This is a genomic window from Polynucleobacter sp. Latsch14-2 (genome assembly GCF_018881925.1).
In the GTDB taxonomy this organism is placed as follows: Bacteria; Pseudomonadota; Gammaproteobacteria; order Burkholderiales; family Burkholderiaceae; genus Polynucleobacter.
The window spans coordinates 14072-31902 of sequence record NZ_JACVPL010000005.1 but is presented as its reverse complement, the minus strand read 5'-3'; the positions used below and the strand labels follow the sequence as shown (position 1 = coordinate 31902).

General features: G+C 46.8%; 12 protein-coding genes and 1 tRNA gene. 9 read left to right on the top strand and 4 right to left on the bottom strand.

What is annotated here, in order from left to right:
• Positions 1-7 precede the first annotated feature (7 nt).
• A complete protein-coding gene (ald, locus tag ICN46_RS05970) occupies positions 8-1126 on the top strand; it encodes an alanine dehydrogenase (protein ID WP_216205952.1) in 1119 nt (372 codons plus the stop codon).
• A gap of 7 nt (positions 1127-1133) precedes the next feature.
• Here the strand turns inward: ald and ICN46_RS05965 are convergent, their stop codons facing one another.
• Together ICN46_RS05965 and ICN46_RS05960 are read right to left on the bottom strand one after the other, a co-directional pair.
• On the bottom strand, positions 1134-1718 hold the full coding sequence (locus ICN46_RS05965) for a DUF3501 family protein (protein ID WP_216205949.1): 585 nt from the start codon (positions 1716-1718) through the stop codon (positions 1134-1136).
• A 33-nt stretch (positions 1719-1751) separates the two neighbouring features.
• Positions 1752-3089, bottom strand: a complete 1338-nt coding sequence (locus tag ICN46_RS05960; RefSeq protein WP_216205946.1) for a heterodisulfide reductase-related iron-sulfur binding cluster — start codon at positions 3087-3089, stop codon at positions 1752-1754.
• 129 nt (positions 3090-3218) lie between these two features.
• On the opposite strand from ICN46_RS05960, the gene ICN46_RS05955 reads away from it, so the two are divergent.
• The 3 genes from ICN46_RS05955 to ICN46_RS05945 all read left to right on the top strand — a co-directional run bounded on the left by ICN46_RS05955 (position 3219) and on the right by ICN46_RS05945 (position 7633).
• Positions 3219-3794: a TMEM165/GDT1 family protein gene (locus ICN46_RS05955; RefSeq protein ID WP_216205942.1), complete on the top strand. Its 576-nt coding sequence runs from the start codon at positions 3219-3221 to the stop codon at positions 3792-3794.
• Between the two features lie 26 nt (positions 3795-3820).
• Positions 3821-6430, top strand: coding sequence for an aminopeptidase N (gene pepN, locus ICN46_RS05950; protein ID WP_216205940.1), 2610 nt, complete (start codon positions 3821-3823; stop codon positions 6428-6430).
• Positions 6431-6640: 210 nt separating this feature from the next.
• The gene (locus ICN46_RS05945) at positions 6641-7633 is read left to right on the top strand and encodes a class 1 fructose-bisphosphatase (RefSeq protein ID WP_216206229.1); all 993 of its coding nucleotides are present in this window, start codon (positions 6641-6643) and stop codon (positions 7631-7633) included.
• On the opposite strand, the gene cphA is transcribed toward ICN46_RS05945, so the two are convergent.
• Together cphA and ICN46_RS05935 are read right to left on the bottom strand one after the other, a co-directional pair.
• Positions 7630-10200, bottom strand: coding sequence for a cyanophycin synthetase (gene cphA / locus ICN46_RS05940; RefSeq protein ID WP_216205938.1), 2571 nt, complete (start codon positions 10198-10200; stop codon positions 7630-7632). The genes ICN46_RS05945 and cphA overlap by 4 nt on opposite strands.
• Positions 10201-12393 carry a cyanophycin synthetase gene (locus tag ICN46_RS05935; protein WP_216205936.1) on the bottom strand — a complete coding sequence of 731 codons (2193 nt, stop codon included), beginning with the start codon at positions 12391-12393 and terminating at the stop codon, positions 10201-10203. It lies immediately after the preceding gene.
• 198 nt (positions 12394-12591) lie between these two features.
• Here ICN46_RS05935 and ICN46_RS05930 point away from each other — a divergent pair, with 198 nt between their 5' ends.
• From ICN46_RS05930 to ICN46_RS05910, 5 genes are all read left to right on the top strand, one after another.
• Positions 12592-14931, top strand: a complete 2340-nt coding sequence (locus ICN46_RS05930; RefSeq protein WP_216205934.1) for a cyanophycin metabolism-associated ABC transporter — start codon at positions 12592-12594, stop codon at positions 14929-14931.
• Positions 14928-15413 (top strand): cyanophycin metabolism-associated DUF1854 family protein, encoded by a 486-nt coding sequence (locus ICN46_RS05925; RefSeq protein ID WP_216167224.1) that lies wholly within the window; start codon positions 14928-14930, stop codon positions 15411-15413. Before ICN46_RS05930 ends, ICN46_RS05925 begins: the two co-directional genes overlap by 4 nt.
• A 12-nt stretch (positions 15414-15425) precedes the next feature.
• Positions 15426-15501: transfer RNA gene (locus tag ICN46_RS05920), tRNA-Thr, on the top strand.
• 551 nt (positions 15502-16052) lie between these two features.
• Entirely contained in the window at positions 16053-17306 is a 1254-nt protein-coding gene (oxlT, locus tag ICN46_RS05915) for an oxalate/formate MFS antiporter (protein WP_216167222.1), read from the top strand.
• 112 nt (positions 17307-17418) lie between these two features.
• Positions 17419-17793 carry a DUF2946 domain-containing protein gene (locus ICN46_RS05910; RefSeq protein WP_216205932.1) on the top strand — a complete coding sequence of 125 codons (375 nt, stop codon included), beginning with the start codon at positions 17419-17421 and terminating at the stop codon, positions 17791-17793.
• The last annotated feature ends 38 nt before the right edge of the window (positions 17794-17831 follow it).

Below are 17831 nucleotides of genomic sequence, written 5' to 3'. Positions count from 1 at the left end.
GATTGAAATGATTATTGGTGTACCTCAAGAAGTTAAAAACAATGAATTTCGCGTAGGGCTGACCCCTGGAAATGTTCGTGGGCTATGTAAGCAAGGGCACTCAGTTCTAGTGCAGCGGGGTGCTGGTGCACAGATTGGCTTAAGCGATGAGTCCTATCGTATTGCGGGCGCTACTTTAATTAATAGTGCTGCAGAGGTGTATAGCAAATCAGAAATGATTGTTAAAGTAAAAGAACCTCAGCCGCAAGAGTGTGCGATGTTGCGCGAGGAGCAAATCTTGTTTACCTATTTACATCTTGCGCCAGACCCTGCGCAAACCCAAGCTTTGATTAACTCTGGTGCAAGCTGTATAGCCTATGAAACGGTCACTTCTATGAATGGCGCTCTTCCGCTTTTGGCACCGATGAGTGAGGTAGCGGGCAGGATGTCTATTCAGGCGGCGGCATCACACCTAGAAAAAACACATGGAGGACTCGGTGTATTGATGGCAGGCGTTCCCGGGGTTGCCCCTGCCAAAGTGGTGATATTGGGTGGTGGAGTTGTTGGGCGGAATGCTCTGCAAATGGCTGTAGGTATTGGAGCAGACGTTTGTATTTTCGATCGTGATATTGAGCGCTTGCGTCAGATTGACGCCCTTTATGGCAACCGGGTTAGAACTTTTTACTCTGACCCTCTTTTGGTTGAGCGAGAAGTTTGTACTGCAGACGCAGTCATTGGCGCAGTCTTATTGCCAGGTGCGGCCGCGCCAAAGTTAGTCACTCACGACATGGTGCGCAAAATGCAGCCCGGATCGGTGGTGGTGGATGTAGCGATTGATCAGGGTGGCTGTTTTGAAACCTCCAAGCCCACTATACATGCAGACCCCACATTCCTAGTGGATGGGGTGATTCATTATTGTGTTGCGAATATGCCAGGTGCGGTTGCTAGAACATCAACCTTTGCTCTAACGAATGCAACCTATCCCTTTGTGGAGGTATTGGCCAACCGTGGAGTGATTAAGGCGTTGTCTATTAACCATCATTTGCGCAATGGCTTGAGTGTGCATCGCGGCATGCTTACTTCTGAGCCTGTAGCGCAAGCTCAACGACTGGACTTTGTGTCAGCCGAAGAGCTGTTGACTGCTTAGTATGGTATTAGCTTAGATCGGAAACTAAGGAGGCTAGCGTTTCAGGTGTGAGGGTTTTGACATGCATGGGGTATTCCTTGTGGTCACAACCCACCATCATCTGGGCGCCAGCCTTCAAGGCTATCTTCATATCATCTGTGAGATCAAAGCGCATGAAATGAACTGCTGAAGTCTTTTCTTGTGTGGAGCGCTCCAAATCTTCATCAGCAATGGCGTATACGCGTGGCTGACCTTCGACCTCAATAAATATTTGATGTTCAATACCCACTAATTTTGCTAACGCTACTTTGCGATCTGCCTCATTAGGGTATTCCAACATCATCGTTGCCTTGAAATCAGAGCCATCTGGCACTAAGGGGTTATAGGCATTTAGTTCATCCTGCATACCTTCTTCTTCGAATGTTTTTTCTACGCGCAACATCTCTTGAATCTGGTAGCGCATTAAAAATTCATTCTCAAAAATCATAGTGAGATGATCGCCAAGATGAACCGTACGCAAGCGACGCTCTGTAATTGCTTTTTCACGAAAAGCGGGGCGCTCCTTGTGATATGCCTCAAGGCTTAAGAGGCTATCGCGTGTAATTTTTCCCATACTGCTATATTCCTATTCTGTTAGCTTCTCAATTTATAGACCATATGCTTTTGCAAGCAATGTCAGTGGATGCGCCATTTCTGATTTAGGTAGGCCGAGTTCTTCCATGCCTTGTTCGATATGGTGACCAGCAAGTTGGCAGTCAGAGCTGATGTAGTTTGGCTCTTCTTCTGCCATTCTCTTAAACACAGGTTTGCCAATCTTCATTGCCATTTCATGAAACTCTTTCTTCACTCCCCATGTGCCAGAGTGGCCAGAGCAACGCTCGACAACATTTACTTCTGTACCTGGCACTAGGCGCAGGGCTTCAGCTGTTTTTTGCCCGACATTTTGTACTCGAGAATGGCAAGCCATGTGATAACTGACGTGACCTAACTCTTTGCTGAAATCAGTCTTGAGAAGCCCATCGGAGTTGCGCGCAACGAAGTATTCAAACGGATCCCACATGGCCTCTTTAACTAATTGAGTATCTTCGCAATCCGGGAACATCAATGGAAGCTCTTGCTTAAACATTAGCGTGCAAGAAGGAATTGGTGTCAAGATGGCATAACCATCTCGGGCTAATTTAGCCAGCTTGGGAATATTTTTTTCTTTATTTTCTGCGACAGATTCTAGATCGCCCAACTCCAGCTTAGGCATGCCGCAGCAGGCCTCCTTATCTACTAGCTCATATGGGATTCGATTGTGTTTGAGAACCTTGATCAAATCTTGACCAATTCCAGGTTCGTTGTAATTGATATAGCAGGTAGCGTAAATGGCAACTTTGCCAGGAGTCTTTTTGCCATCAATGGCTGGCAAGTTTTCTGATTTTTCTGCAATCTGAGGGAAGGTCTTGCTGGCGTATTCTGGAATCCAAGCATTTTTATCAACCCCTAGAGCCCCTTCCATTACTAAACGCGCAAGGCCTGTGCTGTTGACGGCATTCACCGCCTGAGTCACGATTGGAATGCCTGCGAAGTGCCCTAACTTATCAGTAGAGGAAAGCAATTTATCGCGGAAAGTAGCCTTATCATCTTTGAAATTCACGGCTTTGGCGCGTAACATCAAATGGGGAAAGTCGATATTCCAAGGATGTGGTGGTACATAAGGGCATTTGGTCATGTAGCAAACATCGCAGAGGTAGCATTGATCTACTACCTGTTGGTAATCCGCTTTATCCACTTGTGCCATCTCCAAATCTTCAGTGGCATCCACCAAATCAAACAGAGTAGGGAAAGAGCCACAGAGGCTGACACAGCGACGACAGCCATGACACAGATCAAATACGCGCTCCATCTCATTTTCAAGATCGGCCTTGTCATAGAACTTTGGATTTTGCCAATCCAAGGGGTGGCGGGTCGGGGCTTCTAAACTACCTTCGCGAGTTGTCATTTTTATCCTCTATGCTTGTGGGTGACATTCATCACTTTTTGTATGTTCGTAAGTGTAGGACGCAGAGGCTTAATAGCCAAATTGTATTAATTAACAATATTGATAGAAAATACCTAACTAACTGAATATATGGACTTTTCTGCTCTAACGCTGTCTGCTGGGGTAGTTGCCTTGGCGGAAATGGGGGATAAAACCCAATTACTTTCCTTAATGTTGGCGGCTCGTTACCCTAAGCAGGCTTTGCCAATTATTGGCGGTATTTTTATTGCCACCATTGCAAACCATGCCTGCGCTGCCTTTCTGGGTGAGTGGTTAACAACTTTAATGAACCCAGAAGTCCTCAAATGGGTCTTAAGCCTCAGTTTTCTGGGTATCGGTTTATGGCTTTTGGTGCCAGATCATATCGATGATGCTGAAGGTAGCAAGGTAGCAGACCGAGCGTTCCAGGTATTTTTACTGACGATTGGCTTATTTTTCTTGGCTGAGATGGGTGATAAGACCCAGATCGCAACCATTGCGTTAGGCGCAAGATATTCAGATGTTTTATCGGTAACAATTGGCACTACTTTGGGGATGATGTTGGCAAACGTGCCGGCTGTTTGGGCGGGTCAAAAATTTACTAAGCGCATGCCAATCAAGTGGGTGCACGCAGTTGCAGCGGTCACATTCATTGCAATTGGGGTCGCCACACTAATCTGGAGTTAAGTTCAAGGGCGACTAAAATTGCTTTTATGAAAACTGATCTGCCGCAGAGCTTTCGCAGGCTCGAATACCGCCCTCCAAATTACACCTTCGGGCAAGTCGAATTAGATATCGCATTAGATCCCGCAAGAACCATTATTAAAAGTCGGCTTGAAGTATTGCCAGGTAAGCATCATGAGGTTGGAATGCCTTTGGTGTTGCAGGGGCAAGAGCTCGAGTTTGTGAGCTTGCGTATCAATGGTGAAGCACATCGCCATTTTGAATTAACACCTGAAACACTGAGCATTCATTCGCTACCCAATGATGGCAAAGACCTCTTTGTGGTTGAAATCATTTGCATCTGTATTCCCGAGAAAAATACGTCGCTCATGGGTTTGTATGTTTCTAATGGGAATTTCTTCACGCAGTGTGAGGCGGAAGGCTTTAGAAAAATTACTTATTTCCTTGATCGACCTGATGTTATGGCCAAGTTCCGCGTGACCTTGCGTGCACGCGAAATTGAGTGCCCGGTATTGTTGGCTAACGGAAACTTACTTAGTAAAGAAAAGTTACCAAACGGCTGGCATAGCGCCGTATGGGAAGACCCTTTTCCAAAACCATCTTATTTATTTGCCCTAGTGGCTGGCAAGCTGGAGTGCATTGAAGAAACGATTGCCACTAGTAGCGGCGCAAAAAAATTATTGCAAATTTGGGTTGAGCCACATGACCTCAAGAAAACCCGTCATGCGATGGACTCCTTGATTGCCTCGATTCATTGGGATGAAAAGCGCTACGGTTTAGAGTTGGATCTTGAGCGCTTCATGATTGTGGCGGTGAGCGATTTTAATATGGGCGCCATGGAAAACAAGGGCCTAAATATTTTCAATACTAAGTACGTATTAGCACAGCCAGAGACTGCGACGGATATTGACTTCGCCAATATTGAAAGTGTTGTAGCTCACGAATATTTTCATAATTGGACTGGTAATCGTGTGACTTGCCAGGACTGGTTTCAGCTTTCACTAAAAGAAGGTCTGACAGTCTTTCGGGATCAAGAGTTTTCTGCTGATCAAATGGGTAGTGAATCTGGCAGGGCAGTAAAGCGTATTGAGGATGTGCGTACTTTGCGACAACTTCAGTTCCCAGAAGATGCGGGACCCATGGCACATCCCATTCGTCCTGACGAGTATCAAGAGATTAATAACTTCTACACGGTAACCGTATATGAAAAGGGCGCTGAAGTTGTGCGCATGTATCAAACCCTGCTGGGCGTTGATGGTTTTCGCAAGGGGATGGATCTGTATTTCAAGCGCCATGATGGTCAGGCGGTTACTTGTGACGACTTTTTGGCGGCAATGGCTGATGCCAACGAGCGCGATTTAAACCAATTTAAAAATTGGTATAGCCAGGCTGGTACCCCGCGCGTTAGGGTCGAAGAAGAATACGATGCAGCTAAAAAACAATATCACCTTACCTTAAGTCAAACCTGTGTGGCAAGCCCCGGTCAGCCCGAGAAGAGGCCTTTTCATATTCCATTGAAGATGCGTTTGTTAGCTGCCGCCAATGATCATGAAGAGCAATTGCTCGAACTCACAGAGGCGAAGCAAACCTGGACTTTTGAGAATATCGATGAGCGACCAGTTCTGTCGATTAACCGAAATTTCTCAGCCCCAATTAATTTAGATTTTTCTCAAGCTGAAGCGGATTTATTGACCCTATTCACAAGTGATGATGACGCCTTTAATCGTTGGGAGTCTGGGCAGAAATTAGCCATGCAAATGATTTTAGAAAATCGTTTGCCCGATGAGAAATTAATGAATGCTTATCGCAATCTTTTAATGGATCCCGAGTTAGACCCCGCATTTAAAGAGCTTGCGCTAACCCTTCCAGCTGAAACCTATTTGTATGAGCAGTGCGCTAGCGTTGATCCGCAACAAATCTTCCGTTCTAGGCGTTCATTTCGTCGGGCCTTAGCTAGTGGCTTATGCTTGGAATGGGCTGCTCTTTATCAACAAATGCAAACGCCTGACGGCTTTAAGCCTGATGCCATCAGCGCAGGCAAGCGTGCCCTGAAGAATTTGGCTTTAAGTATGCTGTTGGAGGCGGACGCGTCAATCTGGTCCGCAATGGCAGTCAATCAATATAAAACTACTGACAACATGACTGATCGTTATGCTGCGCTAGCCGCCTTGGTGATACACGGATCAAAAGATGCAAAAGAATGTCTAGCTGATTTTTATCAACGCTTTGCTGATGATCCTTTGGTGGTGGACAAGTGGTTTGCTTTGCAATCGAGTCGTCCGCCAGTGGATGGCGCTGAGCTAACTCTGACAGATGTATATCGCTTGCGGGAGCATGATGTATTCAAGATGAACAACCCCAATCGTGTGCGCAGTGTGATTCATGCATTTTGTATGGCTAATCCCGCAAGCTTTCATCAAGCTGATGGTAGTGGTTATGCTTTTTGGGCTGAGGCGGTATTGGCGCTCGATCCAATTAACCCTCAGGTTGCAGCCCGCTTAGCGAGGGCCTTAGACCGTTGGCGCCTTTTTGCCCAACCCTATCAAGGCAAGATGCATGCTTATTTGGAAGAAGTGGCTGCCTGCAAGACCCTGTCTGCTGATGTCAGGGAGGTGATTTCTAAGGCACTGGGAAATTAAATTTTGGGCTTGGGCGACTTAAATCGCTTGAAGTGAAGCTAGGAACTTTATCGGGGTATTGCCTTCATATTTGGCACTTTCCCGCCAAGTCTCGTGGGTTAGATATAAATTATGGATGAGTCTAAGAACAAGGCAAAATAGACCCTAATTACCATTAGGGCGCTAACAAGCACTACGAAACACTACGGAGAATCATTTTTGAACACCCCAATCAGCTTAAAGACGAATTTCAAGCAATACCTCGAGATGACCAAGGTAAAGGGTGCCGTTGTGCCTGCTGGTCTGCAAGAACTTTTATTGGCAGTGGCTGATACTTGCAACACGCTAAGTCATGAAGTGGCGCAAGGTGCCTTGATTGGTTTGTTGGGGTCCGCTGGAACCGGCAATGTGCAGGGTGAAGTACAGCAAAAGTTAGATGTGATTGCGAACGATCTTTTGATCGAGGGTGTGCAAGGTTGTAAATCTTTGGCTGGTCTTGCTTCTGAAGAAATGGAATTGCCACTTCCTGTGCAAGGTGCTGGTGACTATCTGCTGCTATTTGATCCATTGGATGGATCTTCGAATATTGATGTCAACGTTTCTATTGGCACCATCTTTTCCGTCTTGAAAAAGCAAGATGCGAAAGCGCCATTGCAGACTGCTGATTTCTTATTATCTGGTCGTCATCAAGTTGCTGCTGGATATGTAGTCTACGGTCCTCAAACCACTATGGCGTTGACATTGGGTGATGGGGTAGTGATGTTTACCTTAAACAAGGTAACTGGTGAATTTATCCTCATTAAGCACTCCGTAGAAATATCGCATTCAACCAAAGAGTTTGCGATCAATATGTCCAATATGCGCCATTGGGCCGAGCCAGTGCGTCGCTATGTTGAAGAGTGCCTTGCTGGTAGTAGTGGTGAGCGCGATAAAGATTTCAATATGCGCTGGATTGCCTCCATGGTTGCCGATGTCCATCGCGTACTTTCGCGTGGTGGGATTTTTATGTATCCCTGGGATCAGCGTGAACCACACAAGCCTGGAAAATTACGCCTGATGTATGAGGCCAACCCGATGAGCTTCTTAGTAGAGCAGGCTGGTGGGGCCTCTACGAATGGCAAAGAACTCATCATGGATTTGGTGCCAACCGAATTACATGAGCGCGTCTCAGTGATGCTGGGCTCTAAGGAAGAGATTGATCGCCTGCGTCACTACCACGCTTAAGGCTGAACTTTTTCCTTGAGGTAGGCGAGAGATTCCTCAACTTGGTCAATTAAGATCAAGCAAATATCACCAGCAGCGAGATCATTGAGCGCGGTATCAATCGCTAAAAACTCTCCACGGATCTCTTTGATTTGTTTTGTCTTGGTGGCGCCAACTAAACCCTCTTGCAGAAGTTTAAGAACTTCACCATCTTCACGACCGCGTTGGCATTGGTCTTCGTACAAAATGACCTTATCAAAAGAGTTACCTAGTATCCGGGTTAGTTCACGAATATCCTCATCACGACGATCACCTGCGCCGCTGATAACAACATGGCTTTGATTGGGCTTCATGGCCTCAATGGCACTAGCCAGTGCGCGCATGGCATCAGGATTATGGCCATAGTCAGCAATCACAGTGGCGCCATGGTGTTGAAATTGATTGAAGCGACCTGGGGCTGCATTAGCCGTACTTTCAAAGCTGTGCAATCCGCGTGCAATCTTTTCGGCATCTAAGCCAAGTGCCCACGCAGCACCAATTGAAGCCATCGCATTTTCTATTTGAAAGCCCAATACACCATTTTGGGTCAATGGAATCTCGCTAACCGGGAAGCGATACATGACGCGTGAGCCTTTGGAGGCGACAATATAAGCGCCATCAAAGTAAATTACTTTTTTATTCTTAGCGCGGTGAGCCGCAATCACTGGATGGTGTTGATTCTGTGCAAAGAAAATAACGCGACCCGAACAAACGTCACCCATTTTGGCGACGATGGGGTCAGCTGCATTCAGAACAGCCGCACCAGTAGGCGCAACGTTTTGCACAATCACACGTTTGAGAATGGCTAGATCTTCAACGCTGGCGATGAAGTTCAGACCCAGATGATCACCTTCACCAATATTGGTGACGACGGCTACTTCGCAGCGGTCAAAACCCAAGCCCTCCCGCAGCATACCTCCGCGAGCTGTTTCTAGGACGGCAGCATCAGTATCAGGGTGCATTAAGACATTACGGGCGCTACGCGGACCACTGCAGTCACCAGAATCGATCAGTCTGTTATTAATGTAGACGCCATCAGTCGTCGTCATGCCAACACGTAGACCGGTCTCAGTAAGTAAGTGGGAGATTAAGCGAACAGTGGTGGTCTTACCATTGGTGCCGGTGACTGCAACAACGGGAATCCGACCATTTTCACCTGGAGGAAACATCATATTGATAATGTCTTCGCCAACAGCACGGCTTTTGCCGTAAGAAGGCTTGAGGTGCATACGTAGTCCTGGCGCAGCATTGACTTCCACAATGCCGCCACCCTGTACTTCAAGGGGTTTATAAATAGCTTCACAGAGAATATCTACACCAGCAATATCTAAGCCAATCATTTGTGCTGCAGCAATCGCGCTCGCAGCAACATCTGGGTGAACATCATCAGTTACATCGGTGGCAGTACCACCAGTACTCAGGTTGGCGTTATTGCGTAATAAAACACGTTCACCTTTTTTGGGAACGTATTCTGGGGTGAGGTTGGAGCTGGCTAAGTGCGCCAAAGCAATATCATCAAAACGAATTTTTGTCAGAGCAGTTGCATGACCGTCGCCCCGTAATGGATTTTGGTTCTCATTTTCAACTAACTTGGCAACGCTATTGATGCCATCCCCAACCACTTGTGCGGGCTCGCGACGAGCAGCAGCAGAGAGTCGGTTGCCAACGACAAGTAAGCGGTAATCAGCGCCTGGAAGGTAGCGTTCGACAATCGTTTCACTGCCAAAGGCTTGAGTGACTACAAAGCCTGCGCGTACCTCTTCCTCTGTTTGAATATTGGCGACCACACCTTTGCCTTGATTGCCATCTTTTGGCTTGAGCACAATAGGCCCACCGATTTTTTGCGCAGCTTGCCATGCAGCATCAGCTGTGGTCACAACAACACCAATCGGGACTGACACGCCAGCGGCGGTGAGTAAATTTTTTGTGAGCTCTTTATCCTGAGCTATTGCTTCGGCAATGGCGCTGGTATTGCTGGTTTCTGCAGCCTGAATTCTTTTTTGTTTGCTACCCCAACCAAACTGCACCATGCTGCCTTCAGTCATTCTGCGAAATGGAATATTACGTTGAACTGCAGCGTCGACGATGGATCCAGTGCTTGGCCCTAGGCGAACATCTTCGTAAAGCGCCTCTAGCTCAGAGAGGGCAGCAGCTAAATCAAATGGCGCATCGTTTAAGGTTGCTTGAATTAAGGCAAATGCAAAGTCGAAAGCCATACGACCAACAACTTCCTCAATATATTCAACAACTACTTGATAAACGCCTGGCTCAATAGTTTGAACGGTACGACTAAAGGTAACTGGACAGCCCGCTTGTGCTTGTAAACCCAAGGCGGCATGCTCTAAGGCATGAGATAAAGCTAAGACTTCATTGTGCCCGCCACGTCGCATACTTCCAAGCTGAGGAAAACGTGCGCGAATTTTGTTTTCAAATTGGGGGATGGAGTCAATTGATTGTTCAGATGCTTCGCAAGAGACAATGGCTTCTAGTGCTGTGTGACGACTCCATAAGTTAGGGCCGCGCAGCATCCGAATTCGGGTGATTTCCAATTAAGCTCCTGTTGCGGTATTGATGGCGGGAGCGAAGGTCTCAGCACCAGCTTCAATCACATTAAAAGGGATGTCTAAGGCCCATGCAGCGGCAATGGCGGCTCCAAGATTCATGTTCATCCATGGTGAGCTCGCACTAGGCGTGGAGTGGCGGGGTACGGGGATGCTCTTTTGATCTAACTTGCCACGTCTGAGAGTGAGTTGCTGGTTACCAACCAAGACAACGCGACCATCATTCTGAAGATGTTTCTCAATGGCTAGTGAGTGAGGGTTTTGTGTAAAGAAAATTACTTCACCATCGCAAAGCTCTGCCATCTGAATGACCATGGGATCATCGGCGTTGAGTACGGCAACCCCATTGGGCAAAACAACATCTACCTGGGTGCGGACAATGCTAAAGACTTGGTCTTCATCAAAGATGGCATATTGCGGAAAATTAGCCTTGGGATCAATATTTAAAACAACCCCAACTTGACAACGGTCGTATGCCAAACCTTCAATCAACATCGATAGATGGTTATTTTCAATTACGGCAGCTTCAACAGCACGATTTAATAGAGTGCGGCGAGCGTTCTCCCAATTAGTGGCATTGCTTTTGGGTATCGTGCGATTACCAAAAGATAATCCTTTACTGCTCGAAAGACCTACATAACGGTTTGTTAATCTCAGGAAGTGAGCAATCATTTCGGCAACAGGCGTTTTGCCACGTTCACCACAAATGCCAACCACCGGAATTCTGAAATCGGTTCCAAGCGGAAATAGGTGATTGGCAATTTCTTTGCCGACCGGTTGTGGTTTGCCACTAGCGGGCTTGAGATGCATCAGAAGGCCTGGGCCAGCATTCACCTCAACAATGGCGGCGTTTTGTGACTCAAGCGGCTTGCTGATATCTTGTGCGACTAAATCAACACCAGCAATCTCAAGACCAACCACACGTGCTGCCAAAGCCACTTGACTTGCTACATCGGGATGGACTAAGTCGGTAACATCAAAGGCGACATTGCCATTACTTTGTATCAACACTTTATGATCGAGCGCTGGAATGCTAGCGCCGGTCAGTTTTTGGCGCGCCAGTTCTAGTTCAACTGCAGAGTCGATGCGTACTGGATTAAGAGGGCACTCTTCGGTGGTGCCGCGCCGAGGGTCTGAGTTAATCTGAATTTGTATTAATTCAAGTACGGTATGTTTACCATCGCCAGAAACCCAAACAGTCTCCCCTTTGGCAGCAGCAACTACTTTGTTGCCAACGACTAATAGGCGATGTTCGTCACCAACAATATGCCGCTCAACCAAAACTTCACTGCCTTCATCAATAGCAACTGCATAAGCAGATTCAATTTCTTGTTGGGTATAAAGGTTAATAAATACGCCGCGACCATGATTGCCGTCGATTGGTTTGACTACGACTGGTAAGCCTATATCTTGTGCTGCTTCCCATGCATCATCTGGACTGCTAACAGTTCTGCCTTCCGGGATGGGTACGCCAGCGCTAGCTAATAAGCTCTTTGTGAGATCTTTATCTCTAGAGATGGTTTCAGCGATTGCACTGGTTTGATCGGTCTCGGCAGTCCAAATGCGCCGTTGCTTTGCACCGTATCCCAGTTGCACTAAATTGCCTTCAGACAGGCGGATGGATGGAATGCCACGCTCTTCGGCGGCATTCACAATACAGGCGGTACTTGGTCCTAGCAGGAGATCATCGCCGAGTTCGCGGAGGTTTTCAATAATGGTTTGGACTTCAGCAACACAGTCTTTGCTGTCTTGGGCCAATGCAAGGTAAAGATCGCGAGCATATTTCAGGGCGGTCAATGTAACTTCTTCGTTGATGGCGCTTACCATTACCTTATATACGCTGCGGCGATCACCGTCACGTGCCTTGCCAAAACCACCTGGGATGCCAGCCAAGTTTTGAAGCTCTAAGGTTAGATGCTCCATGATGTGTGCCGGCCACGTACCTTCCTCAACTCTCTTGAGGAATCCGCCGGCTTCACCATAGCTGCAACGATGTTCTTGAAGGCTAGGTAGGGCTTTGACTAGGCGGTCGTAAAAACCGGGAATGAGGTTAGAGGGGTAGTCTTCCAGATCACCAATATCAATCCAGACCTCAATAACGGGATGGTAGGTCCACATATTGGGCCCGCGGAGATGCTTAACACTCAGAATCTCAATGGTTTTGTCTAGTAACTGGGGCATGTGTGGAATCGCAAGGTAATCGCCTTATTGGGCGGGAACCGTCAGAACGTCTCTCTGTTTCTAGTAGTTATTGGAAATCCACAAAATTAGCAAAAATACATAAAAAGCCTTACTGTCAACTTTAACGGCTTTCCAGTCATTAAAGTTGACAGTAGCTATAAATAGAAAAAATCTAGCTCCACTATACTTTTAGGGTCAATGAAGCCTGAAATCTCCCCATCCTCCTCCACACTACCAAGCGATTGGCGGGGTGTTCTGGGGTCGTCAATATCCCCGATCCGGAACCTAGAAGCCATACTGGCATGGGTGGAGTTGGATTTGGATGCGGATTTGCGTTTCCAAAAAAGCCTGCTTTTACTGGCCAATCAGGGTTTGATTTGGACTGATGGCAAGGTTTTTGAATCCTGGCCGATGAGTCATGGAGCACATCTTTTGCACGGGGATCACGCGGGCGTCGGGACTCTCAAACTGGAGGCTGCCGATCGTTTGCTCAGACTTTGGCATTTCACGCTAGCGGTAAACCCGCAGGTTTTACGTCTACAGGCTGCATTTAAGCAGTTGTCCCAAGGACACCCCGCTGGCAGTGAGCTTGCCGAATCGAGCGAGTACGACAAGCAGGTGTGTCCCGTTTGTTTGACTCCTAAATCTGCAAATTCAGATGTCTGCCCTAATTGCGACCCTGAGTTTGATAAGCCGCCCTCAACTTGGACCTTATTCAAGCTTTGGCGTTTTGCCCGCCCATATAAGAGGCAATTACTGTTGGGCTTTGTATTGACTCTGCTATCAACCGGAGCAACTCTCATTCCGCCGTATCTCACGATGCCTTTAATGGATCACGTGTTGATTCCGTACGAAAAAGGATTGCCGATTGATTTTCATTTAGCCAGTATGTATTTGCTCGCCTTATTTGGTGCAGCCATAGTGGCTTGGGGGCTGGGTTGGTGGAAAACTTATTTACTAGCACTGGTGAGTGAGCGCATCGGCGCTGATTTACGCAACACCACCTTTGAACATTTACTCAAGCTTTCTTTGGAATATTTTGGTGGCAAGCGAACTGGCGACTTGATCGCGCGCATTGGTGCTGAGACGGATCGCATTTGCGTTTTCCTATCCTTGTATGCGCTCGATTTTGCAACTGATGTCTTGATGATTACGATGACTGCCGCCATCTTGGTGTCAATTGACCCCTTACTTGCTGTAGTCACTCTTGCACCCTTGCCGTTTATTGTTTGGATGATTCATGTAGTGCGTGACAAGTTACGTTTTGGTTTTGAAAAGATTGATCGCATCTGGTCCGAGGTGACGAATATTTTGGCTGATACGATTCCGGGTATCCGAGTAGTGAAAGCCTTTGCACAAGAGGATCGCGAGCTCAAGCGTTTTGTAGATTCGAATAAACATAATCTTCAAATTAACGATCGTGTTAATCGCGTGTGGGGTCTATTCTCGCCAACAGTTACTTTGTTGACTGAGACTGGCCTTTTGGTTGTGTGGGGTTTTGGTATTTGGCAGGTGGCCCATCAAAAAGTGACCGTGGGTGTATTGATCGCCTTCCTTGCTTACATCGGTCGGTTTTATATCCGCTTAGATTCGATGAGTCGTATTGTTTCTCATACTCAAAAGGCAGCGGCCGGAGCCAAACGAATCTTTGATATTTTGGATCATGTCTCTAGTGTTCCAGAGCCAATCAATCCAGCGCCGCTGATCAATGTCCAAGGCCGCATCGCTATGCGTGGCGTAGGCTTTCGCTATGGTAATCGTGCTGTATCCAAAGGAATTGATCTCGATATTACCCCCGGTGAAATGATTGGCTTGGTAGGTCACAGTGGCTCAGGCAAGAGCACGCTAGTGAATTTAATTTGTCGCTTCTATGATGTTAGTGCCGGTGCAATTACTTTAGATGGGCGCGATATTCGCAGTATTGGTATTGCTGACTATCGCAAGTGTATTGGCTTAGTCTTACAAGAACCATTTTTGTTTTTTGGAACGATTGCAGAGAATATTTCTTATGGCAAGCCGGATGCGTCTCGTGAAGAAATTATCGAAGCTGCACGCGCCGCCCACGCCCATGAATTTATTTTACGCTTGCCATTGGGCTATGACTCGCTAGTGGGGGAGCGCGGTCAATCGCTATCTGGTGGGGAGCGTCAACGGATTTCTATCGCTCGTGCATTACTGATTAATCCAAGTATCTTAATCTTGGATGAAGCGACTTCTTCAGTTGATACCACCACTGAAAAAGAAATCCAGCGCGCCTTAGATAACCTTGTTAAAGGTCGTACTACGATTGCTATTGCACACCGCCTATCTACCTTAAGAAAAGCAGATCGCTTGGTGGTATTGGATAAGGGTGAGATTGTGGAGATCGGTTCGCACGACCAGCTAATGGAAGCGCAGGGCGCTTATTACACCCTGTATCAAGCGCAACTTCGCCATGCTGCTGAGTTGGTTGAAGGTGGCGCTATCGGTGAGAGTCTTGATGAGCGCGAAGAAGAAGCGCTTCAAGAAGCCGCTAAACATATTGGTGGTGGCGTATGAGTAATTTCAATGCACATACAAAGCCCCATCAGTTAGAGCGCGACTCATTAGGGCGCTTAGTCTTGATTGACGCTGCGGGTCATCGTCACGTGGGCATTCATCCAGTCAGGGCGTTTCCGATTACCGCTCCAGGTGCCGGCATATGTTTAATGGATCAGTCTGGCAAAGAGCTTTGCTGGTTTGAGAATATCGCCGCCATTCCGGAGTTCGAACTCGCACTTATTGAGGAAGAATTGGCTGCGCGTGAGTTCATGCCCGTCATTGAAAAAATTACCAAGGTTTCAACCTTCGCAACCCCCAGTATTTGGGACATTGAGACGGATCGCGGCCCAACTCGCATTCGCCTCAAGGGTGAAGAAGATATTCGTCGCATTGCCGGCAATACGCTACTCATCGCAGATTCCAATGGCTTGCAGTTCTTGATCAAAGATGCCACTCAGTTGGATAAAGTGAGCAAGAAGTTGTTGGATCGCTTCCGCTAGAATTTATTTACCGCCGCTTTAGCTCAGTTGGTAGAGCAGTTCATTCGTAATGAAAAGGTCGCCAGTTCGATTCCGGCAAGCGGCACCAATTTGAGTGCTCAAGGTGGATATTTGAGTTAATTCCTTGACTCTCAGGCGTTGATGGCGATTATTTTCAATTAAATCAAAGACTTATAAGTTAATTATTGCTAACAAAACATTTAAGTCTTTTTAAGGGTTTACCCTAGATAAATCTCCAAATTAGGGTACAATGTAGGTACTAACCCTTAAGGAGATTCAAATGACCCAGTTATTGAATATGTTTCACCAGCTTTTTTCTGAAAGCAAGCCAAGCCAAGCCAAGCCTGCTCGTCATTATGATTTTGACGGCGCCTATCGCGGAATGTAATTTAAAAATTACAGTAATTCAAAAAGCCACCTTCGGGTGGCTTTTTTTATGCCTAAAGGGAATTGGGAGTGCTGGCGACTAAGCAGAAGTGCCTTGTAATTCAATTACTTGGTTTAGGGGTAATCACTAGTGCGCAAATGAAATTATCTTGATGATCATCAAGATAATTAAAGGGTTGATGTCTGAGAATTACTGAGCCCTTAAAGAGGGTGCGTAATCTACAAAAAGAAATAATCAGGAGAGCATAAATCGTGAGTAAGCCATGGCATAACCGTTGGGCGCAGTTGGTATTCGGAATTATTTGCATGGGATTGGTTGCCAATCTTCAATATGCCTGGACTTTGTTTGTTAACCCCATTCAGATTAAAACTGGCTGGGCTTTATCTGCAATCCAACTCTCTTTCTCAATCTTCATCGTAGTAGAAACTTGGCTGGTTCCAGTTGAAGGTTGGATGGTTGATAAATTTGGACCTCGCATCGTTATCTTGATCGGCTCTGTATTTGCTGCAGCTGGTTGGGTGATGGATAGTTATGCAACTTCACTCGAAATGCTTTATGCAGCAGCTGTTGTTGCTGGTATTGGCGCTGGTTGTGTTTACGGCACTTGCGTTGGTAATGCGCTGAAATGGTTTCCGGATAAACGTGGTCTAGCTGCTGGTTTGACTGCAGCAGGCTTTGGAGCTGGCGCAGCAATTACAGTAATTCCAATTGGCAATATGATTCTTGCCGATGGCTATGAGCATGCCTTCCTGTTCTTTGGTCTTGCACAAGGCGCGCTGATTTTCTTATTGGCTTTGTTGATGACAAAACCAACGCCTCCCAAGGGCGTGCAGCCAGCTCCTCGTATCGTTACCACTAAGGTGGACTATACCTCCGGACAAATGATCAGAAAACCTTTGTTCTGGCTAATCTATGTCATCTTCGTGGTTGTAGCTGCTGGTGGTTTGATGGTGACGGCGCAAATTGGTCCGATTGCTAAAGATTGGGGTCTTGCGAAATTGCCGATGGTGTTATTTGGCACCACCTTGCCACTACTCACAATGACTTTATCCATTGATAACCTGTGCAATGGTTTCACTCGCCCACTGTGTGGATTTATTTCAGATCGTTTTGGGCGCGAGAACACTATGTTCTTTGTTTTCCTTGGTGAAGGTTTATCAATGCTCGGTTTGATGCATTTTGGTAAAGACCCATATGCATTTATGACTTTTGCTGCATTGATCTTCTTGTTTTGGGGTGAAATTTTCTCGATCTTTCCAGCGATCTGTGCTGATACATTTGGTGTAAAAAATGCGGCTGGTAATGCTGGCACCTTATATACAGCAAAAGGAACCGCTTCTTTATTGGTACCTTTGGCATCCGTTCTTTCCTCAACCGGGAATTGGAATACGGTTTTCATTGCGGGCGCAATCGTGACGATTGCTGCGGCCTTTGCGGCAAAGTTCATTTTGGCGCCGGCTCGTAAGCGCTTTATTGATGATGCCAACAAGAATGCTGGTCATTAAAACAGCAAATTCAGTTTAGAAGGGGTCTTCGGACCCCTTTTTTATTGCCTGCACCAATTAAGCAAGCAGACTCATGATCGAGGAAGGAAAAGTCATATAAAATTCTCCCATTATGAATTCCCATCACCGCAAACTCGTTCACTGGCTTGCTGCAATAGCAATCGCGATGAGTGCGCTTGCGCCGGCGCTTTCACAGGCGGTATCCCTTGCAAAGGGTGGTAACGGTTTTGCCATGGAGATTTGCTCAGTAGATGGCAGCAAAATGCAGATCAGTGTTCAAGCTGATGAGCAGGCTGACCAGGTCAATTCAACCCAATCTTGTCCTTACTGCGTTACCCATTTCAGTGTCACACCAGCATTTAATACCAATTTGAGTTTTCAAGCGCCGCAAACTTTTGCGATGCTGCCGCAACTTTTTTATCAATCACCCAAGCTGCTCGCAGTTTGGGTAACCCCACCTTCAGCCGCACCCCCAGCACAAGCCTAAAAATTCTTAGGGCATAGCCTAGCTATGTAATTGGCAAC

Coding starts and splice junctions, on each gene's coding strand:
- ald (WP_216205952.1), top strand. CDS start 8: ATGATTATTGGTGTACCTCAAGAAGTTAAAAACAATGAATTTCGCGTA.
- ICN46_RS05965 (WP_216205949.1), bottom strand. CDS start 1,718: ATGGGAAAAATTACACGCGATAGCCTCTTAAGCCTTGAGGCATATCAC.
- ICN46_RS05960 (WP_216205946.1), bottom strand. CDS start 3,089: ATGACAACTCGCGAAGGTAGTTTAGAAGCCCCGACCCGCCACCCCTTG.
- ICN46_RS05955 (WP_216205942.1), top strand. CDS start 3,219: ATGGACTTTTCTGCTCTAACGCTGTCTGCTGGGGTAGTTGCCTTGGCG.
- pepN (WP_216205940.1), top strand. CDS start 3,821: ATGAAAACTGATCTGCCGCAGAGCTTTCGCAGGCTCGAATACCGCCCT.
- ICN46_RS05935 (WP_216205936.1), bottom strand. CDS start 12,393: ATGCCCCAGTTACTAGACAAAACCATTGAGATTCTGAGTGTTAAGCAT.
- ICN46_RS05930 (WP_216205934.1), top strand. CDS start 12,592: ATGAAGCCTGAAATCTCCCCATCCTCCTCCACACTACCAAGCGATTGG.
- ICN46_RS05925 (WP_216167224.1), top strand. CDS start 14,928: ATGAGTAATTTCAATGCACATACAAAGCCCCATCAGTTAGAGCGCGAC.
- ICN46_RS05910 (WP_216205932.1), top strand. CDS start 17,419: ATGAATTCCCATCACCGCAAACTCGTTCACTGGCTTGCTGCAATAGCA.